Source organism: Pseudomonas sp. NPDC089408 (assembly GCF_044749445.1).
GTDB lineage: Bacteria > Pseudomonadota > Gammaproteobacteria > Pseudomonadales > Pseudomonadaceae > Aquipseudomonas.
In genome coordinates, this window is record NZ_JBIVHY010000001.1 from 347,321 (window position 1) to 371,042 (window position 23,722).

Sequence of the window (23,722 nt, forward strand, 5' to 3'; positions counted from 1 at the left end):
CAATGAACCTGCCGCTGTCACTTAACCTGCTGGCGTTCCTGGCCCTGTTGCTGGGCCTGGCACAAACCCGCCGCACTGACTGGAGCCTGGCCAAGAAGGTACTGCTAGGCCTGGTGCTGGGCGTAGTCTTCGGCCTGGCCCTGCACACGGTCTATGGCGCTGGCCACCCCGTGCTCAAGGCCACCATCAGCTGGCTCGACCTGGTCGGCAACGGCTATGTCGGCCTGTTGCAGATGATCGTCATGCCACTGATCTTCGCCTCGATCCTCAGTGCCGTGGCGCGCCTGCACAATGCTTCGTCGCTGGGCCGCATCAGCGTGCTGAGTATTGGCACCCTGCTGCTGACCACGGCCATTGCTGCGCTGATCGGCATTGTCCTGACCAACCTGTTCGGCCTCAGCGCCGAAGGCCTGGTAGCCGGCGTGCAGGAAAGCGCGCGCATGCAGGTTATCCACAGCGACTACGCGGGCAAGGTCGCCGACCTCAACATTCCGCAGTTGCTGCTGTCGTTTATCCCCAGCAACCCGGTGGGTGACCTGGCGCGGGCCAAGCCGACCTCGATCATCAGCGTGGTGATCTTCGCCGTGTTCGTAGGCCTGGCTGCGTTGCAGCTGATCAAGGACGATGCCGAAAAAGGCGAGCGTGCTTTGTCGGCCATCGACACCCTGCAGGCCTGGGTGATGCGCCTGGTGCGGGTCGTGATGAAGCTGACCCCCTATGGCGTACTCGCGCTGATGACCAAGGTGGTCGCCAGCTCGAACATGGAAGACATCCTCAAACTGGGCAGCTTCGTGGTGGTGTCGTACCTGGGCCTGGCGCTGATGTTCGTGGTGCATGCCGTCATCCTGGCCGCCACCGGCGTGAGCCCGCTGCGCTTCTTCCGCAAGGTGTGGCCGGTACTGACCTTTGCCTTCACCAGCCGCTCCAGCGCCGCCAGCATCCCGCTGAACATCGAAGCGCAAACCCGCCGCCTGGGCGTGCCGCAGTCGATTGCCAGCTTCAGCGCCTCGTTCGGCACCACCATTGGCCAGAACGGCTGCGCCGGGCTCTATCCCGCCATGTTGGCGGTGATGGTCGCGCCGGCAGTGGGCATCGATACCTTCGACCCGCTGTGGATCGCCACCCTGGTGGCCATCGTCACGCTGAGTTCGGCAGGGGTTGCCGGGGTTGGCGGCGGTGCCACCTTCGCCGCGCTGATCGTGTTGCCAGCCATGGGCTTGCCGGTAGAGCTGGTGGCGCTGCTGATTTCGGTAGAGCCGCTGATCGACATGGGCCGCACGGCATTGAACGTGAATGGTTCGATGACTGCTGGCGTGGTGACGAGCCAGTTGTTGAAAGAGACCGACAAGGATGTGCTGGCAGGCGATGAGCATGCCGAGTTGAGCCACTCCTGACAGGGCTCTATCGCCGGCAAGCCAGCCCCCACAGGTTCTCCACCGGCCTTAAGCCTTGTGCAATCTGTGGAAGCCGGCTTGCCGGCGATGGGCTGCAAAGCAGCCCAATATCCAGTAACGCAATGGCATAGGAAGCGAGCAACAGCTGGCTACTGGCGTCGCTATACTGCTAGCCGGGCTTAGCGACTATTCCGAGGGAAAGGAACCACCATGCAGCCGTACGACATGACCCAGGTCGAAGCCGAAAAGATTCGGGTCGAGGTCGCCAAGATCCGCGTCGAGGTGGACAAGTTGATGGCCGAAACGCGCAAGCTGAATGCCGAGGCCGTCAAGATGACCCGTGAAACCTTCTGGTACCCGGTAGCCATCGCCGTGGGTTTTGTCACCACGGTGGCCACCGTCACCGCCGTGATCATCAAGCTACTCACCTGACTGTGGGAGCGGGCGTGCCCGCGAACACCGGCGCAGCCGGTGCCATGCACCGCGTTGGATTCTACGCGGGCGCGCCCGCCCCCACAGGTACCGCGCAGGCCTTGGACTCACGCGGTAAATGTAGGAGCGGGTTTATCGAGGCGTCGAACCGCCGCGAAGGGCTGCAAAGCAGCCCCAACAATCTCAAACCCTGTCCCAAACCTCAAAGTGGTACGCAGGCTTGCCTTCCTCAACCTGCGCTTCACTCGAAACCCGCTGCCACTGCCCCGCATCAAACTCAGGAAACCACGCATCCCCTTCCGGCGCCAACTCCACGCGCGTCAGGTACATGCGGCTGACCAGCCCCTTCTCCAGCGCCTGCCCATACAGCTGCGCCCCGCCAATCAGCATCAGCTCATCAACGCCTTTCTCGCGCGCCCACTGCTCGGCCCGCACCAGCGCCTCTTCCAGCGAGCCGAATACCTCAGCCCCCACCAGTTCCAGCCCGGCCTGGCGGCTGACCACAATGTTCAAGCGCCCAGGCAGCGGCCTGCCCAAGGAATCCCAGGTCTTGCGCCCCATGATGATGGGCTTGCCCAAGGTGGTGGCCTTGAAGTACTTGAAGTCCCCCGGCAGGTGCCAGGGCATGGAGTTGTCGATGCCGATCACGCGGTTCTCGGCGTGAGCCGCGATCAGGCTGAGGGGGAGTGATGTATTCATGCCAGCGAGGATAGCACCGGGCGTGTGGGTTATGCTTCTGCCCTGACCTGTGCAATGGAAGACCTTGTGACTGCACCGACCTCACTGGACAAGCGCTGGCTCACCGAAGCGGTACGCCTGCGCGAGGAACACGCCGGCCTGCTGGAAGACCAGGAAGCCAACCGCCATGCCCGCCAGCTTGGCGGCGACCTCGCGACGCGCATCGAAAACCGGGCGCTGTTCCTGGCTGAACGCGATGGTATCAGCAGCGCATTGCGCCACTGGAAGCAGGGCGCGCGCCTGGCCTTGTTGGCCCTGCTGCTGCTGGCCGTGCTCAGCGGCGCCGGCCTGGCCCTGGCTGCCCTCGGCGACGGCCAGCGCCCGGTCAACGTATTCTGGGCGCTGGGCAGCCTGCTCGGGCTGAACCTGCTGACGCTGCTGGGCTGGGCCATCGGCTTTGCCTTGAGTGGCGAGCATGGCGCGGGGCTGGGCCGCCTGTGGCTGTGGCTGAGCGAGCGCTTTGCCCGCGATGCCAAGGCCGCGCACCTGGCGCCGGCCCTGTTGGTACTGCTGCAACGCCAGCGCCTCAACCGCTGGCTGCTCGGCCTGCTGGTGCACGGCCTGTGGCTGCTGGCGATGCTTACCGCGCTGGGCATGCTACTGGCGTTGCTGGCCACCCGGCGCTATGGCTTTGTCTGGGAAACCACCCTGCTGGCCGCCGACCCGTTCATCCACCTGACCCAGGCGCTGGGCGCCCTGCCCTCGCTGCTGGGTTTTGCCATGCCTGACGAGGCCATGATCCGCGCCAGCGGCGACAGCCTGCCGGCCCTCGACCTGGCGCGCCAGGCCTGGGCCAGTTGGCTGCTCGGGGTGGTGCTGGTGTACGGTCTGCTGCCGCGCCTGCTGCTGGCCGGGCTGTGCCTGTGGCGCTGGCGCCAAGGCCGCGAACGCCTGGCGCTGGACCTGAGCCTGCCCGGCTATGCGCAACTGCGCGAAGCGTTGATGCCGCGCAGCGAGCGCATTGGCGTGCAGGACGCCGCGCCCGAGGCATTGCCAACGTTTGCCGCCGGCCAGCTGGAAAGTGGCAGCAGCGGTGCCCTGCTGGTCGGCCTGGAGCTGGACGACCAGCGCCCTTGGCCACCCGCCCTGCCGAAAAGCGTGATCGATGCCGGCGTGCTCGACAGCCGCGAATCGCGCAACCGCCTGCTGGAACAGCTCAGCCGCTTCCCGCCGGCACGCCTGGCCATCGCTTGCGACCCGCGCCGCTCACCCGACCGCGGCAGCCTGGCGCTGCTTGCCGAGCTGGCGCGCAATGCCGGGGCAACCCGTATCTGGCTGCTGCAGGCCGCCCCGGGCCAGGCCCTTGATGCCCAGCGCCTCGGCGACTGGCACGAAGCCCTTGACCGGCTTGGCCTGCAGCATGCCGACACCTCACCGCTGACCTGGCTGGAGCATGGCCATGACTGAGCCGCTGAAACTGGCCGTGGTCGGCCACACCAACGTTGGCAAGACTTCACTGCTGCGCACCCTCACCCGCGACGTAGACTTCGGCGAGGTGTCGCATCGGCCCAGTACCACCCGCCATGTCGAAGGTGCGCGGCTGTCGGTGGATGGCGAACCCTTGCTGGAGCTGTACGACACCCCCGGCCTGGAAGACGCCATTGCCTTGCTCGACTACCTCGAACGCCTGGAGCGCCCGGGCGAGCGCCTGGATGGCCCGGCCCGCCTCGAGCGGTTCCTGCAGGGCAGCGAAGCGCGCCAGCGTTTCGAGCAGGAGGCCAAAGTGCTGCGCCAGTTGCTGGCCAGCAATGCCGGCCTGTACGTGATCGATGCCCGCGAGCCAGTGCTGGCCAAGTACCGTGACGAACTGGAGGTGCTGGCCAGCTGCGGCAAGCCGTTGCTGCCGGTGCTCAACTTTGTCGCCAGCCACCAGCACCGCGAGCCGCAATGGCGTGAAGCCCTTGCCCGGCTTGGCCTTCACGCGTTGGTGCGGTTCGACAGCGTGGCCCCACCGGAGGATGGCGAGCGCCGTTTGTACGAGAGCCTGGCCCTGCTGCTGGAGGACGCCCGCCCGGCCCTGCAACGCTTGATCGACGACCAGCAGGCGCAGCGCCTGGCCCGCCAACACAGCGGCAAGCGGCTGATTGCCGAGCTGCTGCTGGACTGCGCTGCCTGTCGGCGTAGCGTCGAGGCCGAGCCAGCGGCCGAGGCCCGCGCTATCGAGGCGCTGCGCCAGGATATCCGCCAACGGGAGCAGCGTTGCGTCGAGGCGTTGCTCAAGCTGTATGCCTTCCGCCGCGAGGATGCCCATGCCAGCGACCTGCCGTTGCTGGATGGGCGGTGGGGCGACGACCTGTTCAACTCCGAGACGTTGAAGCTGCTGGGCGTGCGCCTGGGCAGCGGCGTGGCGGCCGGGGCTGCGGCAGGTGCCGGGGTCGATCTGCTGGTTGGCGGTCTTACCCTGGGTGCTGCGGCGCTGGCCGGGGCGATTGCCGGTGGTGCGTTGCAGACCGCGCGCAACTATGGGGCGCGGTTGATGGGCAAGCTCAAGGGCAAGCGTGAACTGACCGTGGACGACACGGTGCTGCGTTTGCTGGCCTTGCGTCAGCAGCAGTTGATGGTGGCGCTGGATAACCGCGGGCATGCAGCGCAAGACAGCATCAGGTTGGGTGAGCTGGATGAAAAGGCCTGGCGCGAGGGCAAGTTGCCGGAGGCGCTGGTGAAGGCGCGGGCGCATCCGCAGTGGTCGACGCTCAATCCTGGGGCGAAGCTGAACCAGACTGAGCGGCAGGAGCAGTTGGAGGCGTTGGTTTTACAGTTTTGAATGGGCAGCCAAGTGCATGCCTTCAGGGGTGTATCGCCTCTGAGATCGAGCGCCGCCCGCGCGGCGCTTCGCGGCGCAAGGCCGCTCCCACATCTGTTTCGGGCCAATTATTCCTGTGGCATAGGCACGCGCGCCCTTGGTGCATGGCTGGAGATGGATGAAGGGCAAAGGCGTCCCCTCTAATATTGAATGGAACAAACAAGGCGGACAGCGGCAGCCTCACAGGATGGATTGGCCCGAAACAGATGTGGGAGCGGCCTTGTGCCGCGAAGCGCCGCGCGGGCGGCGCTCGATCTCACAGGCGCCAAAAACCTCAAGGCATGCACCTGCCAGCCCTCACCCAATCACTGCTGGGCCACCTTCTCCGACTTGCCGTCATAGCGCTTGCGCCATTCGGCCAAAATCTCGTCACGGTGCTTCGAAGCCCAGGCAAAGTCGTTCTTGATCAAGCGCTGTTCATAATCCGCCGGCAACTCGGTCTGCGGCTTGGCAATCCCCGGCGCAGCCAGCACGGCGAAGTTCTCTTTGTACAACTCCATGGCCGCCGGGCTGGCGGAAAAATCAGCCAGGCGCTTGGCCGAATCCGCCTTGGGCGAGCCTTTGATCACGGCCGTCGCCTCGATCTCCCAGCCCAACCCTTCCTTCGGCAACACGATATCCAGCGGCGCACCCTGGCGCTTCAACTGCACGGCGGGGTACTCGAACGAGATACCGATCGGGAACTCGCCCGCCGCCGCCAGCTTGCATGGCTTAGAACCGGAATGAACGTACTGGCCGATGTTCTGGTGCAGCGCATCCATGTAGGCCCAGCCCTGCGGCTCGCCAAAGGTCTGCAGCCAGGCACTCACATCCAGGAAGCCGGTGCCCGACGAGGCCGGGTTAGGCATGACGATCTTGCCCTTGTACTCGGGCTTGGTCAGGTCCTGCCAGCTCACCGGCTTGCTCAGGCCCTGCTTCTCGGCCTCGATGGTATTGAAGCAGAGGGTCGCGGCCCACACATCCATGCCCACCCAAGCCGGCGGGTTGGCAGCGTCGCGGTAGTTAGGGGAAATCTTGCCCAGATCCTTCGGCGCATAGGCTTCAAGCATGCCGTTCTGGTCGAGAATGGCCAGGCTGGAGGCCGCCAGGCCCCATACCGCGTCCGCTTGCGGTCGGTCTTTCTCGGCCAGCAGCTTGGCGGTGATGATGCCGGTGGAATCGCGTACCCACTTGATCTCGATGTCCGGGTTGGCCTTTTCGAAGGCCTGCTTGTAGCTTTTGAGCTGTTCGGCCTCCAGCGCGGTGTAGACCGTCAGCTGGGTACCAGCGGCCGAAGCCTGCAGGCTGAACACGGCAGAAACGGCAGCGGCAAGTGCAAGGTGCTTGTACATGGGTAGGTTCCTTACAGGTCAGACGGTCGCGGCGCGTTGGCGCCAGGCTTGGGAGCGGCGCAGCAGGCCGCGTGAGGCTGCAGCCAGCAGCAGTGAAGCGCCGGCGCTGGTCAGCAAAATCAGGGTGGACATGGCAGCAGCGCCGCCGACGTTGCCGGCGTCGTCCATGTTCAGTACGGCGACGGCCGCCAGGATGGTGTCGGGGCTGTACAGGAAGATCGCCGCCGACACGGTGGTCATCGCCGAGACGAACAGGTAGCGGATGATATCCAGCAGCGCCGGCAGGCAGATCGGCACGGTCACCCGCAGGAAATGCTTGTACAGCGGCGCCTTCAACGACAGCGCGGCGGCTTCGAACTCGCCGTCGAGGTGGCGCAGCGCCGTGGTCGCGGTCATCTGCGCGGTGGTCAGGTAATGGGCGATGGTGCATACCACCAGCAGCCCCATGCCGCCATACAGCACATGCAGCGGGTTGCCGTTGAGGTTGAAGAAGAAGACATAACCCAGGCCCAGCACCAGCCCCGGCACAGCCATGGGGATGAAGCTGAGCAGGCGCAGCATCTGGTTGAGCAGGCGCTGGCCCTGGGTTTTCTCCATCAGGTAGGCGCCGGTGAAGATCACGAGGCTGCCGATCAGCGCAGTGCCAATGGCCATGGTCACGCTGTTGCGGTAGGCCAGCCAGCCACCGCCGGCGGTGCCTTCGAACATATAGTGACGCAGCGACAGCGACAGGTTGTAAGGCCAGAAGGTGACCAGCGACGAGTACACCGCCATGCCGATCACCAGCAGCAGCGCCGCGCATACCAGCAGCACAATGGCCAGGAAGCAGGCATCGCGGCCCCGCGACGGCTTGGGCTCGAACACCTGGGCGCGGCCGCTCATGGCCTCGCCCTGACCCCGGCGCAGCCAGGCGTCGACACTGAAGCTGAACAGCGCCGGCAGTAGTAGCACCATGCCGATCAGCGCGCCACGGCCGAACTGTTGCTGGCCGACCACCGCCTTATAGGCTTCCAGCGCCAGCACCTGATAGTCGCCACCGACCACCACCGGCACGCCGAAGTCGGTGATGGTCAGGGTGAAGACCAGGCAGAACGCCGCGAACACCGCCTGGCGCGTGGCTGGCCAGGTGATGCTGGTGAACGCCCGGCCTGGGCCGGCGCCCATGCTGGAAGCCGCATCGAACAGCCGGGCATCGGCCAGCGACAGCGCCGAAAGCAGGATCATCAGCGCATGCGGGAAGGTGTAGATCGCCTCTCCCAGCACGATGCCCCAGAAGCCGTAGATGTTGTCGTTGAGCAGCCCGCGCAGCAGCCCCTGGTTGCCGAACAGGTAGACCAGAGCGATGGCCGGCAGCATCGACGGTGCCAGCAGCGGCAACAGCGAAATCCCCCGCCACAGGCCCTTGGCCGGGATCAATGTACGCTGCAGGGCATAGGCAAACAGATAGGCCAGCGGCACCACGATGGCCGCCACGGTGACGGCCACCGACAGGCTATTGCCGAGCAGCCAGTGGAAGTTGTCGCTGGCAAACAGTTCACGGGCCGCCAGCAGGCCTCCGCCCTGGCCGGCTTCACCACTGAAACCCCGCCAGAAGATCGCCAGCAGCGGCATCAGCACCGCCAGCACCAACAGGAGCAGCAGCAGGCTCTTGCCGCCGACGACGAACAACCGGTCACCCAGCGCGACACCTGCACGCGGTGCGGTTTTGACCTGGCTCAGCGGCAGGGACATTGGCGCGGCCATCTCAGGCAAACACCTGCAGGCTCTGCGGTGGCAGCGCCACCCAGATGTCCTGCGAGCCCAGGTGCGGCATGGCTTCGGGAGCCAGCTCGGCCAGCAGAGCATGGCCCGGCAGGGCCTTCAGTTCGAAGCTCATGCGGCAGCGGTTACCGAGGAAAGTAATCTCGCGGACCTTGGCCGGGAACAGATTTTCTTCGTGCACCACCGGGTTGACCGTGATCGCCTCCGGGCGGCAGAACAGCCGGCCGCTGTCGGCCTGGGCCGAGCCCGGGGACAGACGCATGTTTATGCCACCGACCTGGGCATGGCTGTCACCGCTGCGCTGGAACGGCAGCCAGTTGCCCTGGCCGACGAATTCGGCGACGAACGGTGTGGCTGGCTGGCCGTAGATTTCCTGCGGGGTGGCGTACTGCTCGACCTGGCCGTTGTTCATCACCGCAATACGGTCGGCCATCAGCATGGCCTCGTCCTGGTTGTGGGTGACCATCAGCGTGGTGATGCCCAGTTGGCGTTGCAGCTGGCGCAGCTCGGTGCACAGGTGCTCGCGCACCCGGGCATCGAGCGCCGACATCGGCTCGTCGAGCAGCAGCAGCGACGGCGACGGCGCCAGCGCGCGGGCCAGGGCCACGCGTTGCTGCTGGCCACCGGAGAGCTGGCCGGGGTACTTCTTCTCACTGCCGGCAAGGCCTACCAGTTCGAGCATTTCGGCCACCCGCTGGCGGGCCTGCTCACGGCCGCTGGCGGTCAGGCCGTAGGCGATATTGGCTTCGACGGTCAGGTTGGGGAACAGCGCATAGGTTTGGAACAGGATGCCGTAGTCACGGGCCTGCGGCGGCAGCTCGGAAATGTCGCGCTCGCCGATGTACAGCGTGCCGCGGTCCTGGCGCTCCAAGCCGGCGATACAGCGCAGCAGCGTGGTCTTGCCACAGCCGGACGGGCCGAGCAGGCACACCAGCTCGCCCGCGGCGATGTCCAGCGAGACATCGTTGAGCGCGGTGAAGGCACCGAAGCGCTTGTGGATGTTGCGCACTTTCATCTGTGCGCCGGGGGTGGTGTGGTTCATGGCAAGGCCTCATCGAAGAGATGGGGGCCATGCTAGGAAGCCTGTGCGAAGGTTCTGTGGCGTTGAGGCAAAAGCTGGTGATAGTGGTATAGGCAGATTTTGCATTGGCCTGTGCGGGCCTCTTCGCGGCGGTTCGACGCCTCGATGAACCCGCTCCTACAACGAGTTGCGTATACGCGGAAAATGTAGGAGCGGGTTTACCCGCGAAGAAGCAGACACAGGCCTAAAACTGCGACCCAGCCACTTCCTGCGCCACCCCCAAAAACGCCGCCGGCAACCGGGCCTGACGCCGCTCTTTCAGGCAATACAGGTACTCATGCATCACCGGCGCATTCTCCAGGGCCAGCACCCGCAGCTCGGGGTTGTGCGGCACCTCGTGGCGGGCAATCACGCTGATGCCGATATTGCGCAGCACCGCCTCGCGGATCGACTCGCGGCTGCCGATTTCCAGCAGCGCCCCGGCCTTCACGCCGGCTTCCTGCAGCATCTGCTCGGTCAGCTTGCGTGTGGTCGAGCCCTTTTCGCGCATCAGCAGGCAATGCCCGGCCACCACCTTGATCGATACCGCCTGACGTTGGGCCAACGGGTGGTTGCGGTGCACCGCTACAACCAGCGGGTCAGTCCCCAGCACCCGCCGCACCAGTCGCGCGTCCTCCAACAGTTGTGACGAAGCGGCGATATCCACCCGGTAGTCCTCAAGCATTTCCAGTACCTGCTGCGAGTTGCCGATCTCCACCGCCACTTCCACCTGCGGCAGGCGTTCGCGGTAGATCTTGACCAGGTCAAGAATGTAGTAAGGCGCCGTAGCTGCAATACGCAAGCTACCCTGAGCCTGGCCGCTGTTGCGCAGCTCGAACTCGATGTCGGCCTCCTGCTGCAGCAGCGCCTTGACCATCGGCAACAGGCGCACGCCCTCTTCGCTCAACACCAGACGCCGCCCGCCACGGAAGAACAGCTCTACCGCATACTGGCTTTCCAGGTTGCGGATCTGCGTGGTCACCGTGGGCTGGCTGAGCCCGAGCTTCTTCGCCGCCAGGGTGATGCTGCCCAGGCGGGCCACCATGTAGAAGGCTTTCAGCTCAGCACTCAGCATGCACGTCCTCTATTTGCGCAGCAGGCGCAAGCCGTTGAACACCACCAGCAGGCTCACGCCCATGTCGGCGAACACTGCCATCCACAGGGTGGCCATGCCGGCAAAGGTGATCGCCAGGAATATCGCCTTGATACCCAACGCCAGAACGATGTTCTGCATCAGGATCGCCGCACTTTGGCGCGACAGCCTGACGAAGGCCGGGATTTTCCGCAAGTCGTCGTCCATCAGCGCCACGTCGGCCGTCTCGATGGCGGTGTCGGTACCGGCCGCCGCCATGGCAAAGCCGATCTCGGCGCGGGCCAGCGCTGGCGCATCGTTGATGCCGTCACCGACCATGCCCACCCGATGGCCCTGAGCGTACAGGGCTTCAATGGTTTTCAGCTTGTCGGCCGGCAGCAGGTTGCCTTCGGCGCGGTCGATACCCACCACCGCCGCAATGGCCTGGGCGGTGTGCGGATTGTCACCGGTCAGCATGACAGTCTTGATACCCAGCTCATGCAGCTCGGCGATGGCCTGGCGGCTGCTGTCCTTGACCGTGTCGGCCACGGCAAACAGCGCCAGCGGGCCGGTGCGGTCGAGCAGCAGGACGACGGTTTTGCCCTGACGCTCCAGCGTATCCAGTTGGGCCTCAAGCTCCGGCGAGCACAGCCCCAGCTCCTCGATCAAGCGGTGGTTGCCCAGGTGGTAGACCTCACCGCCGATGCTGCCGCGCACGCCACGCCCGGCCAGGGCCGCAAAGTCTTCAACCTCGCTCAAGGCCAGGCCCTGCTCCTTGCCGAACTGCGCAATGGCACGGGATACCGGGTGGTCCGAACGCTCGCCCAAGCTGGCGGCCAAGGCCTGCGCACGGCCCTCGAACAACGGCTCCAGCACCTCGGCATCGGTCTGCACCGGCTTGCCATGGGTGATGGTGCCGGTCTTGTCCAAGGCCAGGAAGTCCAGATGCCGGCCGCCTTCCAGGTACACGCCACCCTTGATCAGGATTCCTTTGCGCGCCGCGGCAGCCAAGCCACTGACGATGGTCACCGGCGTCGAGATCACCAGGGCGCACGGGCAAGCCACCACCAGTAGCACCAGCGCGCGATAGACCCAGTCGAACCAGGCGCCGGCCATGAACAGTGGCGGAATGACCGCCACGACCAGGGCAATGGCGAACACCGCCGGCGTGTAGATGCGCGAGAAACGGTCGACGAAGCGCTGGGTCGGTGCCCGCGCACCTTGCGCTTCTTCAACAGCCTTGATGATCCGCGCCAAGGTCGATTGCCCGGCAGCGGCGGTGACGCGGAACTCCAGCGCGCCCGCCTGGTTGATGGTGCCAGCAAACAGCTTGTCACCCACAGCCTTTTCCACAGGCAGGCTTTCGCCGGTGATCGGCGCCTGATCGACGCTTGATTGCCCACCGGTCACCTCACCGTCCAAGCCAATGCGTTCGCCGGGGCGCACCCGCACCCGCGCGCCGACAGCCACTTCCCGCACCTCCACGTCGCGCCACTGGCCATCGGCCTGCTGCACCGTGGCCATGTCCGGGGTCAACTGCATCAGCCCGCTGATGGCGTTGCGTGCACGGTCCAGCGAATGGGCTTCAATCAACTCGGCGACGGTGAACAGCACCATCACCATGGCCGCTTCCGGCCACTGGCCGATCAGTACCGCGCCGGTAACGGCAATGCTCATCAGCGCGTTGATGTTGAGATTGCGGTTTTTCAGGGCTATCCAGCCCTTCTTGTAGGTGCCCAACCCGCAGCCGAGGATGGCCGCCAGCGCCAGGGCTGCCACCACCCACTCAGGTGCGAGCGCGGAGAAGTGCACGATTTCGGCGGCGATCGCGGCAACACCTGAAAACGCCAGCGGCCACCAGCGGGTCTTGGCCGGTGGCTGAGCACTGGCGCTATTGTCGTCCTCGGCACCCATGGGCTCGGCCTTCATGCCCAGGCTATCGATGGCCCGCTCGATGTCGGCGGTACCGTTCAAGGTATGGCGCACGCCAAGCACGCGGTTGATCAGGTTGAATTCCAACTGCTCGATACCCGCCAGCTTGCCCAGCTTGTCCTGGATCAGCGTCTGCTCGGTGGGGCAGTCCATGGCATCGATGCGAAAGCGGCTGAACTGGGCGTGGCTGCTGGTGTTCTCGCTCAGTTGCACCTTGGCGGGTGCAGCGGCAGCGCCACAGCAGCTATGAGCGTGGTGATCGTGCTTGTGTTCGTGGCTGACAGGCTGGTTCATGGGGTCATCCTTAAATTGAGCCTGTTGCCAAGTGAACACCCTGTAGCCACTATAGGGTCAAGCCATTAGCGGGAGATTTCGTGATGAAGATCGGAGAATTGGCCAAGGCCACCGACTGCGCGGTGGAAACCATCCGTTATTACGAGCGGGAAAACCTGCTGCCGGAACCGGCGCGCAGCGAGGGTAACTACCGGCTGTACACCCAGGCCCATGTGGAACGGCTGACCTTCATCCGCAACTGCCGCACGCTGGACATGACCCTGGACGAAATCCGCAGCCTGCTACGCCTGCGCGACAGCCCGGATAATTCGTGTGGCAGCGTCAATGCGCTCATCGACGAGCATATCGAGCATGTGCAGGCACGGATCGATGGGCTGGTGGCGTTGCAGGAACAGTTGGTAGAACTGCGGCGGCGCTGCAATGCGCAGGGTTCGGAGTGCGCGATCTTGCAGCAACTGGAGACGAATGGGGCGGTATCTGTGCCGGATACCGAGCATTCGCATGTTGGGCGAAGCCACGGGCATTGAAATTTTGGGGCTGCTTTGCAGCCCATCCGACCGGTCCGGCGCCCCGGCAAGGCCGCTCCTACAGGGGTACGCAGTCTCCTGTAGGAGCGGCCTTGTGTCGCGAAAGGGGCGCAAAGCGCCCCCGGCAATCTGCAGGCTTACACCGCCATCGGCGCCGTCATCGGCGCATGGTGCTCATACCCTTCCAACCAGAAATCGCTCGGCTCGATCTTTTCCAGCCACTCCGGCTCGTACTTCCCGGTCTCGGCAAACGCCGGCACACGATCGCTGATCACCAGCTTCGGCGCGTCCAGCGGCTCGCGCTTGAGCTGCTCGTTCAGCATGTCCAGGTGGTTTTCATACACATGGGCATCGCCGATGAAGTAGGTGAACCAGCGCGGGGTGTAACCGGTCAGGCGGCCGAACAGCGACAGCAGCGCCGCGCCTTCGGTGAGGTTGAACGGCGTGCCCAGGCCCAGGTCGTTGGAGCGGATGTAGAGGGTCAGGGAAATTTCCCTGGTCTCAATATTCGGGTGGAACTGGTACAGCAGGTGGCACGGCGGCAGGGCCATTTCGTCCAGCTGCGCGCAGTTCCAGCCGTGGAACAGGATACGGCGGCTGCCCGGGTCGTTGGCGATGGTGTCCAGGCACTGGCGCACCTGGTCGATGGCCTTGTACAGGATGACGAACGCAACGCCGTCCTCTTCGTCCTGGGCAATCTTGCGGAAGCCCGCCTGCTCAGCCATTTCGATGGCCGCCGGGTTGCTTAGCGGGATGCGCTTGTAGCCCGGCCACTGGCGCCATTGCACGCCATAGATTTCGCCAAGGTCGTCATGGCCCTTGCGGAACGGGTTGGCCAGCCACTGGGCGTTTTCGTTGGCGTTCTGGTCCCACACCTTGCAGCCCAGCTCGCGGAATTCACCGGCGTTGTTCACGCCACGCAGGAAGCCGACCATTTCGCCGATTGCCGACTTGAACGCCAGCTTGCGCGTGGTAATGGCCGGAAAGCCCTTCTGCAGGTCGAAACGCAGCATTGCGCCCGGCAGGCTGATGGTGCGGATGCCGGTGCGGTTGCCCTGCAGCGTGCCGTTTTCGATAACGTCGCGGACCAGTTCCAGATACTGTTTCATGGCTTACCTGTAGCAAAAACGGCAGGGGAATCGCCCCTGCCGTGGGATTAATCAGGCGGGTTTCGCCGTAGGCTTGCGATTATAAGCCCACCAGATCAGGCCAAGGCCAGCCAGGATCATCGGTACGCAGAGAATCTGACCCATGGTCAGCCAGCCCCAGGCGATATAACCCAGCTGCGCGTCCGGCACCCGGACGAATTCGACGATGAAGCGGAAGATGCCGTAGAACAGCGCAAACATGCCGGAAACCGCCATGGTTGGCCGCGGCTTGCGCGAGAACAGCCAAAGGATGACGAACAGCGCAACGCCTTCCAACGCGAACTGGTAAAGCTGCGACGGGTGGCGCGGCAGCTGCGCCGGGTCGCTGAACGGCGGGAAGATCATCGCCCATGGCACGTCAGTGGGCTTGCCCCACAGCTCGGCGTTGATGAAGTTGCCGATACGCCCGGCACCCAGGCCGATCGGCACCAGCGGGGCGACGAAGTCCATCAGTTCGAAGAACGACTTGTTGTTGCGCTTGCCAAACCACAAGGCCGCCAGCATCACGCCGATGAAACCGCCGTGGAACGACATGCCGCCCTTCCACACCTCGAAGATCAGTGTCGGGTTGGCCAGGTAAGCGTGCAGGTCGTAGAACAGCACATAGCCCAAACGGCCACCGACAATCACCCCCATCGACAGCCAGAACACCAGGTCGGACAGTTTTTCGCGGTTCCAGGTAGGGTCAAAGCGGTTCAGCCGGCGCGAGGCCAGCAGCCAGGCGCCACCGATGCCGATCAGGTACATCAGGCCGTACCAATGGATTTTCAGCGGCCCGATGGCCAAGGCCACGGGGTCTATCTGCGGGTAAGGCAGCATGGAACTTCCTCTCGATTCAAATCAAAAAGCTGAGGCCGACACAGAACAGCAGGGCTGCGAACAGGCGTTTCAACAGACGCGGCGACAGCTTGTGCGCCAGGCGCGCGCCGAAGCGGGCGAAAAACATGCTGGTCACGGCTATGCCGACCAGCGCCGGCAGGTACACATAACCCAGGCTGTGGGCCGGCAGGTGTTCTTCGTGCCAACCGAGCACCATGAAGCTCAAGGCACTGGCCATGGCAATCGGCAGGCCACAGGCCGACGATGTGGCCACCGCCTGCTGCATGGGCAGGCTGCGCGAGGTCAGGAACGGCACAGTCAGCGAACCGCCACCGATGCCGAAAATGGCCGAGGCCCAGCCGATCACCCCGCCTGCACCGATCAGCGCAAGTTTGCCGGGGATGCCACGGCTGGCCTTGGGTTTGAGGTCCAGGGCCATCTGCGCCGCAATGACCAGGGCGAACACGCCGATGATCTTCTGCAGCAGTGGCCCCTGGATCAGTGAGGCGGTCTTGGCGCCGACACCGGCCCCCAGCAGGATCCCGAGCGTCATCCAGGCAAAGATCGGCCATTGCACCGCGCCTTTGCGGTGGTGCTCGAGCACGGCGTTGATCGAGGTAAAGACGATGGTTGCCAGCGACGTGCCGACCGCCAGGTGGGTCAACACCGAGGCGTCGAAGCCCTGCAGGGTGAAGCTGAACACCAGCACCGGCACGATGATGATGCCGCCGCCCACGCCGAACAGCCCGGCCAATACACCGGCACAGGCGCCCAACAGCAGATAGAGCACGAATTCCATTCGGCTTCCCCGAGAAATCAATCCGGCATGGTAACGGAAGCGGGGTTCGCGGCTCTAGTGAAGTCTGTGTCAGGATGGATCCGCCACGCGGCTGTGGGTACAGTGACAGAAAACACAGAGGCCCAACCGATGTGCCTGATCGTATTCGCCTGGCGGCCGGGGCATGCCCTGCCGCTGATCGTGGCGGCCAACCGCGACGAGTTCTATGCCCGCCCTACCCAAGCCCTGGCAGCCTGGCAGGATGCGCCCGGGGTGCATGCAGGGCGTGACCTGGAGGCAGGCGGCACCTGGCTGGGCGTCGGCCCGCAGGGGCGCTTTGCGGCGCTGACCAATATCCGTGACCCGGGGCAGGCGCTGGGGCCGCGCTCGCGGGGCGAGCTGGTGGCGGCGTTCCTGCAGGGTGAGCTGGGGGTCGAGGCCTACCTGGACCAGGTGGCCAGCCGCAGCGGGCAGTATTCGGGTTTCAACCTACTGGTGGGTGATGGCCGGCAGCTGGGTTACCTGCATGCCCGGGACGCGGCGCCACGCTTACTGGAGGCCGGGGTATACGGGCTTTCCAATGCCGGGCTGGATACGCCATGGCCGAAGCTGGTGAAGGCGCGTAGCGGGCTGGAGGGGTTGCTGGAGACGCCCGAGCCACAGGGGTTGCTGGCGTTGCTGGCCGATGGCGCGCCTGCAGCTGATGGGGAGCTACCGGAGACAGGCGTGGGGGTAGCGACCGAGAAGTTGCTGTCGAGTGTGTTTATTGCCAGCCAGAATTATGGGACACGGGCGAGTACGGTGCTGATTGTGGATGATCAGGGCAGAAGGCGGCTGATTGAGCGCAGTTTCGGGCCGTTTGGTGGGCATTTGGGGGAAGTTGAGCTGTCGGTCTGAACATTAGATGATGCCTGTGCGGGCCTCTTCGCGGGTAAACCCGCTCCTACGAGGGATCGCGCCACATCTGGCTTACGCAATCTATTGTAGGAGCGGGTTCACCCGCGAAGAGGCCAGAACAGGCAACCTCACATTCACAAGGTTTTATTGGCCCCAGGCCCAATCATCCGCGCCAGCCCAAGGTTCTTCAAGGCCAGCTGCAACGAGCTGTGGATAACCTGCGGGTTGTCATGGCTCAAGGCTTCAACCAGCAATTCCTTGGCCTTGCTCATGTTCACCTGGCGCAGCATCCACTTCACTTTCGGCAGGTTGGTGGCGTTCATCGACAAGCTGTCGAAGCCCATTGCCATCAGCAGGATCGCCGCCGCCGGGTCACCGGCCATTTCACCGCAGATGCTCACCGGCTTGCCTTCGCCATGGGCATCGCGCACCACGGTGTTCAAGGCCTGCAGCACCGCCGGGTGCAGGTAGTCGTACAGGTCGGCGACACGCGGGTTGTTGCGGTCCACCGCCAGCAGGTACTGGGTCAGGTCGTTGGAACCAACCGAGAGGAAGTCCACCTGCCGCGCCAGCTCCTTGGTCTGGTACACCGCCGCCGGGATTTCCACCATCACACCCACCGGCGGCATCGGCACGTCGGTACCTTCGTCACGCACTTCGCCCCAGGCGCGATGGATCAGGTGCAACGCTTCTTCCAGCTCGTGGATGCCAGAGATCATCGGCAGCAGGATACGCAGATTGTTCAGGCCCTCGCTGGCCTTGAGCATGGCGCGGGTCTGCACCAGGAAGATTTCCGGGTGGTCGAGGGTGACGCGAATGCCGCGCCAGCCGAGGAACGGGTTTTCTTCCTTGATCGGGAAATACGACAGCGCCTTGTCGCCACCGATGTCGAGGGTGCGCATGGTTACCGGCAGCGGGTGGAATGAAGCCAGTTGCTCGCGATAGATCGCCAGCTGCTCCTTCTCGCTGGGGAAGCGCTGCTGGATCATGAATGGCACTTCGGTGCGGTACAGGCCTACACCCTCGGCACCGCGCTGCTGGGCGCGGGCCACATCGGCGAGCAGGCCGGTATTGACCCACAGCGGCATGCGATGGCCGTCCGGGGTAACACACGGCAGTTCGCGCAGGGCATCCAGGCCTTGAGCCAGCTGGCGTTCTTCCTCGACCACTTCGCTGTACTGCTTGCGCAGCACTTCGCTGGGGTTGGTGAACACCTCGCCCTTGTAACCGTCGACGATCAACTCGATGCCGTCGACCTTGGAATACGGCAGGTCGACCAGGCCCATCACCGTGGGGATGCCCATGGCGCGGGCGAGGATGGCAACGTGGGAGTTGCCCGAACCCAGCACCGAGACCAGGCCGACCAGCTTGCCTTCCGGCACTTCGCCGAGCATGGCCGGGGTCAGCTCTTCACTGACCAGGATAGTGTTGTCGGCATACACCAGCGACTGCGAGCGGGCTTCCTGCAGGTAGGCCAGCAAACGCCGGCCCAGGTCCTTCACGTCGGAGGCACGCTCACGCAGGTAGTCATCGTCCATCAGCTCGAAGCGGTTGACGTGCTCGCCCACCACCTGGCGCAGGGCGCCCTGGGCCCACTGGCCGGTCTTGATGACCTCGGTCACCTCGCCACCCAGCGCCGCATCTTCAAGCATCATCAGGTACACATCGAACAGCGCGCGCTCTTCCGGGCGCAGCTGGGTAGCCAGCTTGGCCGACAGCTTGCGCATGTCGGCACGCACGCCTTCAAGGGCGTTCTCGAACAGCTTCAGTTCGGCGTCGATGTCTTCGACGGTCTTGTCCGGGACCACTTCGAGGTCGGCCGGTGGCAGCATCACCACTGCGCGGCCCACGGCGGCGCCAGGCGAGCCCGGCACACCGACGAAACGCGCCTCCTGGATACCCTTGCCCTGGCGGCCCAGGCCACGGATCGAGCCGGTGGCCTCGGCGTGGGCGATAACCCCCGCGAGCTGGGCGCTCATGGTGACCAGGAAGGCTTCTTCGCCCTCATCGAACTGGCGGCGCTCTTTCTGCTGGATGACCAACACCCCGACCACACGGCGGTGGTGGATGATCGGCGCACCGAGGAAAGAGGCAAATTTCTCTTCGCCGGTTTCGGCAAAGTAGCGGTAACGCGGGTGATCGGCGGCGTTTTCCAGGTTCAGCGGCTCTTCCCGGGTACCGACCAGGCCGACCAGGCCTTCGTTGGGGGCCATGCTGACCTTGCCGATGGAACGCTTGTTCAGGCCTTCGGTGGCCATCAGCACGAAGCGGTTGGTTTCCGGGTCGAGCAGGTAGACCGAGCAGACCTGGCTGCCCATGGCCTCCTTGACGCGCAAGACAATGATCCCCAACGCCGACTTGAGATCTTTGGCGGAGTTTACTTCCTGGACGATCTTGCGCAGCGTATTGAGCATGGCTCGGGGTCGAACTCCGTCGTCAGTCGCGCGTCAGCAGACGCGGTGCTAGCTCTTTCAGGGCGCGCCGGTACACCTCGCGCTTGAATGTCACAACCTGGCCCAGCGGGTACCAATAGCTCACCCAGCGCCAGCCGTCGAATTCCGGCTTGCCGGTCAGGTCCATCCGCACCCGTTGTTCGTTGCTGACCAGGCGCAGCAAAAACCACTTCTGCTTCTGGCCGATGCACAGCGGCTGGCTGTGGGTACGGACCAGGCGCTGGGGTAAACGATAACGCAACCAGCCACGGGTGCAGGCAAGAATTTCCACATCATCGCGTTCAAGGCCAACTTCTTCGTTCAGCTCGCGGTACAGGGCGTCTTCCGGCGTCTCGTCAGGGTTGATACCACCCTGGGGGAACTGCCAGGCATCCTGGTTGATCCGTCGAGCCCATAGCACCTGCCCGGCATCATTCGTGAGAATGATCCCGACATTGGGGCGAAAACCATCCGGGTCGATCACGGCAGCAACCTCGCAAACGCATGTCACCGCATTGTTCCACAAAGCTTGCGAGCGCAGCAACGCGCCCGCCAAGCTTATGTGCAGCTGCGTGAAAACTCCGTATTCTGCGGGCCTACCCTATGGCTGATGCGAGTGACCGCGATGCGCCTGGCTTTATTCGACCTGGACAATACCCTCCTCGGTGGTGACAGCGACCATGCCTGGGGTGATTACCTTTGCGAGCGTGGCATTCTTGACCCGATTGCCTACAAGCAACGCAATGATGGCTTTTACCAGGACTACCTCAACGGCACCCTGGACCTGCCGGCCTACCTGGCCTTTTCCATGGAAATCCTGGCGGCGACGCCCATGGCGCAGCTCGACGAATGGCACCGCGACTTCATGCGTGCCTGCATCGAGCCGATCATCCTGCCCAAGGCCCTGGCGTTGCTGCAGCAGCACCGCGAGGCGGGTGACCAGCTGGTGATCATTACCGCCACCAACCGCTTCGTCACTGCGCCGATCGCCAAGCGTTTGGGCGTGCGCGTGTTGCTGGCGACCGAATGCGAGATGCGCGACGGGCGTTATACCGGGCGCAGTACCGATATAGCCTGTTTCCGTGAAGGCAAGGTGACGCGGCTGGAGCGCTGGATGCTGGAGAACGGCTTTGATCTTGAGGACAGCTACTTCTATAGCGACTCGATGAATGATTTGCCGTTGCTGGAGCGGGTGACGCATGCGGTGGCGGTGGACCCCGACCCAAATCTGCGGGCGGAGGCCGAGAGGCGTGGGTGGCCGGTGGTTTCGCTGAGGGATTGAGGTTTTCCTGTGCTGGCCTCTTCGCGGCGGTTCGACGCGAAGAGGCCAGCACAGACAACCCATGACCATCAGACTGGCTTGGCCCCCATCAGCCCGGCAATCGACAGGAAACAAACCCCGCTGAACACCGCCAATGCCAAGGTAAACCGCAAGCCCACCACCTCAGCCTTGCGCAGCCGGTTAAGCCGCACCAGCAGCCACCACACGGCAAGCGCGCCAAGCGTATAGATGACGCTGGAAGCCAGCACCCAGGTCTGCCCCAGCGGCCAACCGACCAGGTGCACCAGCCACCAGCCGGTGAACGGCATACTCACCAGGCACAGGCCCATCACCAGCCAGACGAACACCAGTGGTCGGCGCAGCAGCTTGGCGTAGGCCTGGGCGTCGCCCTGGCGGCGGGCGCGTACGGTCCAGATCGCCAGGCCCAGGGCGCCCAGCAGCAAAAGTGCAGTGGCGATGATGTGCAGGGTTTTCAGGGTGGTCAGGTGTTCCATGTCTCTTTTGTCCTTGAGCAGGCCATTCGGCATGGGCCTATTCGCGGGTAAACCCGCTCCTACAACGACCACACCAACCGTTGTGGGAGCGAGTTCACCCGCGAATAGGCCCTGAAACCCAGCTTAGCCTCTCAGCCAAGGAACAGCTTGTAAGCCGGGTTCTCGGTCTCATCCCAGTACGGGTAACCAATCTTGGCCAGTGCCGCCGGCACCAGGTGGCGCTCGTCCTCTGGCACCTGCAGCCCCGCCACCACGCGCCCGTCAGCGGCGCCATGGTTACGGTAATGGAACATCGAGATGTTCCAGCGCCCACCCAGCTTGTTGAGGAAGTTGAACAAGGCCCCCGGCCGCTCGGGGAATTCGAAGCGCAGCACCATTTCATCGCTGGCACCGGCCGAATGGCCGCCGACCATGTGGCGGATGTGCAGCTTGGCCAGCTCGTTGTCGGTCAGGTCGGTAACCGGGAAGCCCTGCTCGCTCAGGTTCTGCACCAGCGCCGCGCGCGGGTCGTTTTCCGGGTGGGTCTGCACGCCGACGAAGATGTGCGCCTCGTCCGAGGTGTGCTTGCGGTAGTTAAACTCGGTGATCTGGCGCTTGCCGATGGCCTCGCAGAACGCCTTGAAGCTGCCCGGGCGCTCGGGGATGGTCACGGCAATGATCGCCTCGCGCTTTTCACCCAACTCGGCACGCTCGGCCACATGGCGCAGGCGGTCGAAGTTGACGTTGGCACCGGAATCGATGGCCACCAGGGTCTGGCCGGTAACGCCATACAACTCGACGTACTTCTTGATGCCCGCCACGCCCAAGGCGCCGGCAGGCTCGGTGATCGAGCGGGTATCGTCGTAGATATCCTTGATCGCCGCACAGATCTCGTCGGTGCTGACGGTGACCACTTCATCCACATGGTGGCGGCAGATGTCGAAGGTGTGCTGGCCAATCTGCGCCACCGCCACGCCGTCGGCGAACAGCCCGACCTGCGGCAACACCACGCGCTCCCCGGCGGCCATGGCCGCCTGCAGGCAGTTGGAATCATCCGGCTCGACGCCGATGATCTTGATTTCCGGGCGCAGGTACTTCACGTAGGCGGCAATACCGGCGATCAGGCCGCCACCGCCTACAGGCACGAAGATCGCGTCCAGCTGGCCAGGGTGCTGACGGAGGATTTCCATGGCCACGGTGCCCTGCCCGGCGATGGTGTGCGGGTCGTCATAAGGGTGGACGTAGACAAAGCCCTTTTCGTCGACCAGCTTCAGCGAATAGGCCAGTGCCTCGGGGAACGAGTCGCCATGCAGCACCACCTTGCCACCGCGCGAGCGCACGCCTTCGACCTTGATCTCCGGGGTGGTCTTGGGCATCACGATGGTGGCCTTGATGCCCATTTCGCGCGCCGCCAGGGCCAGGCCCTGGGCGTGGTTGCCGGCCGAGGCGGTGACCACGCCACGGGCCAGTTCTTCCGGGCCAAGCTGGGCCAGCTTGTTGTACGCCCCGCGGATCTTGAACGAGAACACCGGCTGCAGGTCTTCGCGCTTGAGCAGGATCTGGTTGCCCAGGCGCTTGCTCAGCTGCCCCGCGCTCTGCAACGGGGTTTCGACGGCAACGTCATAGACGCGCGAGGTGAGGATCTTCTTGACGTACTGTTCGAGCATCGGGAAAGCATCACTGGGCCGCGGGACAAGGGCTGGGAGTCTACCCCAGCGCTACGTCGGGCGACCACAGCAAAGCCGTGCGAGCCGTTATACTAGGCAACTTTGAAACCGCCCTGCCCCTTCCGGAGCCCGCATGACCCAGGACCAACTCAAACAGGCCGTCGCCCAGGCCGCTGTCGACTTCATTCTGCCCAAGCTGGATGAAAAGAGCGTTGTCGGCGTCGGTACCGGTTCGACCGCCAACTTCTTCATCGACGCCCTGGCTCAGCACAAGACTGCCTTCGACGGCGCCGTCGCCAGCTCCGAAGCCACGGCCCAGCGCCTGAAGGGGCATGGCATCCCGGTCTACGAGCTGAACGGCGTCAGCGAGCTGGAGTTCTACGTGGACGGCGCCGATGAGAGCGACGCGCACCTGAACCTGATCAAGGGCGGCGGCGCAGCCCTGACCCGCGAGAAGATTGTCGCGGCCGTGGCCAAGACCTTCATCTGCATCGCCGACGGCAGCAAGCTGGTGCCGGTGCTGGGCGCCTTCCCGCTGCCGGTCGAGGTGATCCCGATGGCTCGCAGCCATGTAGCGCGCCAGTTGGTCAAGCTGGGCGGCGACCCGGTGTACCGCGAAGGTGTGGTTACCGACAACGGCAACGTGATCCTCGATGTGTACAACCTGCAGATCACCAACCCGGTGGAGCTGGAAGCGCAGATCAACGCCATTGTTGGCGTGGTGACCAACGGCCTGTTCGCGGCGCGGCCGGCGGACCTGCTGCTGCTGGGTACTGCTGAAGGTGTGAAAAGCCTTAAGGCCGAGTAACCCTCGGCGAGGGCTTTGCGCTCGTTTCGCGATACAAGGCCGCTCCTACAGGGGTACGCAACCTCCTGTAGGAG

At 64.3% G+C, this 23,722-nt stretch carries 21 protein-coding genes; 8 read left to right on the forward strand and 13 right to left on the reverse strand.

Going from position 1 to position 23,722, the window contains the following annotated elements:
- Positions 1-2: 2 nt before the first annotated feature.
- Both ACIP02_RS01510 and ACIP02_RS01515 read left to right on the forward strand, forming a co-directional pair.
- The gene (locus ACIP02_RS01510) at positions 3-1,394 is read left to right on the forward strand and encodes an L-cystine transporter (RefSeq protein WP_400612541.1); all 1,392 of its coding nucleotides are present in this window, start codon (positions 3-5) and stop codon (positions 1,392-1,394) included.
- A gap of 225 nt (positions 1,395-1,619) precedes the next feature.
- Positions 1,620-1,826, forward strand: coding sequence for a hypothetical protein (locus ACIP02_RS01515; protein ID WP_400613246.1), 207 nt, complete (start codon positions 1,620-1,622; stop codon positions 1,824-1,826).
- A gap of 183 nt (positions 1,827-2,009) precedes the next feature.
- Here ACIP02_RS01515 and ACIP02_RS01520 read toward each other — a convergent pair whose 3' ends face one another.
- Positions 2,010-2,525 carry a dihydrofolate reductase gene (locus ACIP02_RS01520; protein WP_400612543.1) on the reverse strand — a complete coding sequence of 172 codons (516 nt, stop codon included), beginning with the start codon at positions 2,523-2,525 and terminating at the stop codon, positions 2,010-2,012.
- Between the two features lie 54 nt (positions 2,526-2,579).
- On the opposite strand from ACIP02_RS01520, the gene ACIP02_RS01525 reads away from it, so the two are divergent.
- Together ACIP02_RS01525 and ACIP02_RS01530 are read left to right on the forward strand one after the other, a co-directional pair.
- Positions 2,580-3,971, forward strand: a complete 1,392-nt coding sequence (locus ACIP02_RS01525) for a DUF2868 domain-containing protein (protein WP_400612546.1) — start codon at positions 2,580-2,582, stop codon at positions 3,969-3,971.
- The gene (locus ACIP02_RS01530) at positions 3,964-5,328 is read left to right on the forward strand and encodes a GTPase/DUF3482 domain-containing protein (protein WP_400612548.1); all 1,365 of its coding nucleotides are present in this window, start codon (positions 3,964-3,966) and stop codon (positions 5,326-5,328) included. Before ACIP02_RS01525 ends, ACIP02_RS01530 begins: the two co-directional genes overlap by 8 nt.
- Before the next feature lie 344 nt (positions 5,329-5,672).
- On the opposite strand, the gene ACIP02_RS01535 is transcribed toward ACIP02_RS01530, so the two are convergent.
- From ACIP02_RS01535 to ACIP02_RS01555, 5 genes are all read right to left on the reverse strand, one after another.
- The gene (locus ACIP02_RS01535; protein WP_400612550.1) at positions 5,673-6,698 is read right to left on the reverse strand and encodes a putative 2-aminoethylphosphonate ABC transporter substrate-binding protein; all 1,026 of its coding nucleotides are present in this window, start codon (positions 6,696-6,698) and stop codon (positions 5,673-5,675) included.
- An 18-nt stretch (positions 6,699-6,716) separates the two neighbouring features.
- Positions 6,717-8,441, reverse strand: coding sequence for a putative 2-aminoethylphosphonate ABC transporter permease subunit (locus ACIP02_RS01540; RefSeq protein ID WP_400612553.1), 1,725 nt, complete (start codon positions 8,439-8,441; stop codon positions 6,717-6,719).
- A gap of 1 nt (position 8,442) precedes the next feature.
- Positions 8,443-9,501, reverse strand: a complete 1,059-nt coding sequence (locus ACIP02_RS01545; RefSeq protein ID WP_400612555.1) for a putative 2-aminoethylphosphonate ABC transporter ATP-binding protein — start codon at positions 9,499-9,501, stop codon at positions 8,443-8,445.
- Between the two features lie 223 nt (positions 9,502-9,724).
- Positions 9,725-10,594 carry a LysR family transcriptional regulator gene (locus tag ACIP02_RS01550; RefSeq protein ID WP_400612557.1) on the reverse strand — a complete coding sequence of 290 codons (870 nt, stop codon included), beginning with the start codon at positions 10,592-10,594 and terminating at the stop codon, positions 9,725-9,727.
- A gap of 9 nt (positions 10,595-10,603) precedes the next feature.
- Positions 10,604-12,817 (reverse strand): heavy metal translocating P-type ATPase, encoded by a 2,214-nt coding sequence (locus tag ACIP02_RS01555; protein ID WP_400612559.1) that lies wholly within the window; start codon positions 12,815-12,817, stop codon positions 10,604-10,606.
- An 83-nt stretch (positions 12,818-12,900) separates the two neighbouring features.
- Between ACIP02_RS01555 and cadR the strand changes: the two genes are divergently transcribed.
- On the forward strand, positions 12,901-13,344 hold the full coding sequence (gene cadR, locus ACIP02_RS01560) for a cadmium resistance transcriptional regulator CadR (RefSeq protein WP_400612562.1): 444 nt from the start codon (positions 12,901-12,903) through the stop codon (positions 13,342-13,344).
- Positions 13,345-13,481: 137 nt separating this feature from the next.
- Here the strand turns inward: cadR and ACIP02_RS01565 are convergent, their stop codons facing one another.
- From ACIP02_RS01565 to ACIP02_RS01575, 3 genes are read right to left on the reverse strand one after another with little or no spacing between them, the layout of a single operon-like run.
- Positions 13,482-14,453 carry a thymidylate synthase gene (locus ACIP02_RS01565; protein ID WP_400612564.1) on the reverse strand — a complete coding sequence of 324 codons (972 nt, stop codon included), beginning with the start codon at positions 14,451-14,453 and terminating at the stop codon, positions 13,482-13,484.
- A 51-nt stretch (positions 14,454-14,504) separates the two neighbouring features.
- On the reverse strand, positions 14,505-15,311 hold the full coding sequence (lgt, locus tag ACIP02_RS01570) for a prolipoprotein diacylglyceryl transferase (RefSeq protein ID WP_014592753.1): 807 nt from the start codon (positions 15,309-15,311) through the stop codon (positions 14,505-14,507).
- 16 nt (positions 15,312-15,327) lie between these two features.
- Entirely contained in the window at positions 15,328-16,110 is a 783-nt protein-coding gene (locus ACIP02_RS01575) for a sulfite exporter TauE/SafE family protein (protein ID WP_400612566.1), read from the reverse strand.
- A gap of 129 nt (positions 16,111-16,239) precedes the next feature.
- Here ACIP02_RS01575 and ACIP02_RS01580 point away from each other — a divergent pair, with 129 nt between their 5' ends.
- The gene (locus ACIP02_RS01580) at positions 16,240-16,986 is read left to right on the forward strand and encodes an NRDE family protein (protein WP_400612568.1); all 747 of its coding nucleotides are present in this window, start codon (positions 16,240-16,242) and stop codon (positions 16,984-16,986) included.
- A 134-nt stretch (positions 16,987-17,120) separates the two neighbouring features.
- On the opposite strand, the gene ptsP is transcribed toward ACIP02_RS01580, so the two are convergent.
- Positions 17,121-19,400 (reverse strand): phosphoenolpyruvate--protein phosphotransferase, encoded by a 2,280-nt coding sequence (ptsP, locus tag ACIP02_RS01585; RefSeq protein WP_400612570.1) that lies wholly within the window; start codon positions 19,398-19,400, stop codon positions 17,121-17,123.
- 22 nt (positions 19,401-19,422) lie between these two features.
- Positions 19,423-19,902, reverse strand: coding sequence for an RNA pyrophosphohydrolase (locus ACIP02_RS01590; protein ID WP_003249017.1), 480 nt, complete (start codon positions 19,900-19,902; stop codon positions 19,423-19,425).
- 141 nt (positions 19,903-20,043) lie between these two features.
- Between ACIP02_RS01590 and ACIP02_RS01595 the strand changes: the two genes are divergently transcribed.
- Positions 20,044-20,700: an HAD family hydrolase gene (locus ACIP02_RS01595; protein ID WP_400612572.1), complete on the forward strand. Its 657-nt coding sequence runs from the start codon at positions 20,044-20,046 to the stop codon at positions 20,698-20,700.
- Between the two features lie 68 nt (positions 20,701-20,768).
- Here ACIP02_RS01595 and ACIP02_RS01600 read toward each other — a convergent pair whose 3' ends face one another.
- Both ACIP02_RS01600 and ilvA read right to left on the reverse strand, forming a co-directional pair.
- The gene (locus ACIP02_RS01600; protein WP_400612574.1) at positions 20,769-21,194 is read right to left on the reverse strand and encodes a DUF2269 domain-containing protein; all 426 of its coding nucleotides are present in this window, start codon (positions 21,192-21,194) and stop codon (positions 20,769-20,771) included.
- A 131-nt stretch (positions 21,195-21,325) separates the two neighbouring features.
- Positions 21,326-22,840, reverse strand: coding sequence for a threonine ammonia-lyase, biosynthetic (gene ilvA / locus ACIP02_RS01605; RefSeq protein ID WP_400612576.1), 1,515 nt, complete (start codon positions 22,838-22,840; stop codon positions 21,326-21,328).
- Positions 22,841-22,973: 133 nt separating this feature from the next.
- Between ilvA and rpiA the strand changes: the two genes are divergently transcribed.
- A complete protein-coding gene (gene rpiA, locus ACIP02_RS01610) occupies positions 22,974-23,648 on the forward strand; it encodes a ribose-5-phosphate isomerase RpiA (protein WP_201201256.1) in 675 nt (224 codons plus the stop codon).
- Positions 23,649-23,722: the final 74 nt, after the last annotated feature.

Bases quoted from the DNA above. Each gene is read 5' to 3' on its own strand.
- ACIP02_RS01510 (WP_400612541.1), top strand. From the start codon at position 3: ATGAACCTGCCGCTGTCACTTAACCTGCTGGCGTTCCTGGCCCTGTTG.
- ACIP02_RS01515 (WP_400613246.1), top strand. From the start codon at position 1,620: ATGACCCAGGTCGAAGCCGAAAAGATTCGGGTCGAGGTCGCCAAGATC.
- ACIP02_RS01520 (WP_400612543.1), bottom strand. From the start codon at position 2,525: ATGAATACATCACTCCCCCTCAGCCTGATCGCGGCTCACGCCGAGAAC.
- ACIP02_RS01525 (WP_400612546.1), top strand. From the start codon at position 2,580: ATGGAAGACCTTGTGACTGCACCGACCTCACTGGACAAGCGCTGGCTC.
- ACIP02_RS01530 (WP_400612548.1), top strand. From the start codon at position 3,964: ATGACTGAGCCGCTGAAACTGGCCGTGGTCGGCCACACCAACGTTGGC.
- ACIP02_RS01535 (WP_400612550.1), bottom strand. From the start codon at position 6,698: ATGTACAAGCACCTTGCACTTGCCGCTGCCGTTTCTGCCGTGTTCAGC.
- ACIP02_RS01540 (WP_400612553.1), bottom strand. From the start codon at position 8,441: ATGGCCGCGCCAATGTCCCTGCCGCTGAGCCAGGTCAAAACCGCACCG.
- ACIP02_RS01545 (WP_400612555.1), bottom strand. From the start codon at position 9,501: ATGAACCACACCACCCCCGGCGCACAGATGAAAGTGCGCAACATCCAC.
- ACIP02_RS01550 (WP_400612557.1), bottom strand. From the start codon at position 10,594: ATGCTGAGTGCTGAGCTGAAAGCCTTCTACATGGTGGCCCGCCTGGGC.
- ACIP02_RS01555 (WP_400612559.1), bottom strand. From the start codon at position 12,817: ATGAACCAGCCTGTCAGCCACGAACACAAGCACGATCACCACGCTCAT.
- cadR (WP_400612562.1), top strand. From the start codon at position 12,901: ATGAAGATCGGAGAATTGGCCAAGGCCACCGACTGCGCGGTGGAAACC.
- ACIP02_RS01565 (WP_400612564.1), bottom strand. From the start codon at position 14,453: ATGAAACAGTATCTGGAACTGGTCCGCGACGTTATCGAAAACGGCACG.
- lgt (WP_014592753.1), bottom strand. From the start codon at position 15,311: ATGCTGCCTTACCCGCAGATAGACCCCGTGGCCTTGGCCATCGGGCCG.
- ACIP02_RS01575 (WP_400612566.1), bottom strand. From the start codon at position 16,110: ATGGAATTCGTGCTCTATCTGCTGTTGGGCGCCTGTGCCGGTGTATTG.
- ACIP02_RS01580 (WP_400612568.1), top strand. From the start codon at position 16,240: ATGTGCCTGATCGTATTCGCCTGGCGGCCGGGGCATGCCCTGCCGCTG.
- ptsP (WP_400612570.1), bottom strand. From the start codon at position 19,400: ATGCTCAATACGCTGCGCAAGATCGTCCAGGAAGTAAACTCCGCCAAA.
- ACIP02_RS01595 (WP_400612572.1), top strand. From the start codon at position 20,044: ATGCGCCTGGCTTTATTCGACCTGGACAATACCCTCCTCGGTGGTGAC.
- ACIP02_RS01600 (WP_400612574.1), bottom strand. From the start codon at position 21,194: ATGGAACACCTGACCACCCTGAAAACCCTGCACATCATCGCCACTGCA.
- ilvA (WP_400612576.1), bottom strand. From the start codon at position 22,840: ATGCTCGAACAGTACGTCAAGAAGATCCTCACCTCGCGCGTCTATGAC.
- rpiA (WP_201201256.1), top strand. From the start codon at position 22,974: ATGACCCAGGACCAACTCAAACAGGCCGTCGCCCAGGCCGCTGTCGAC.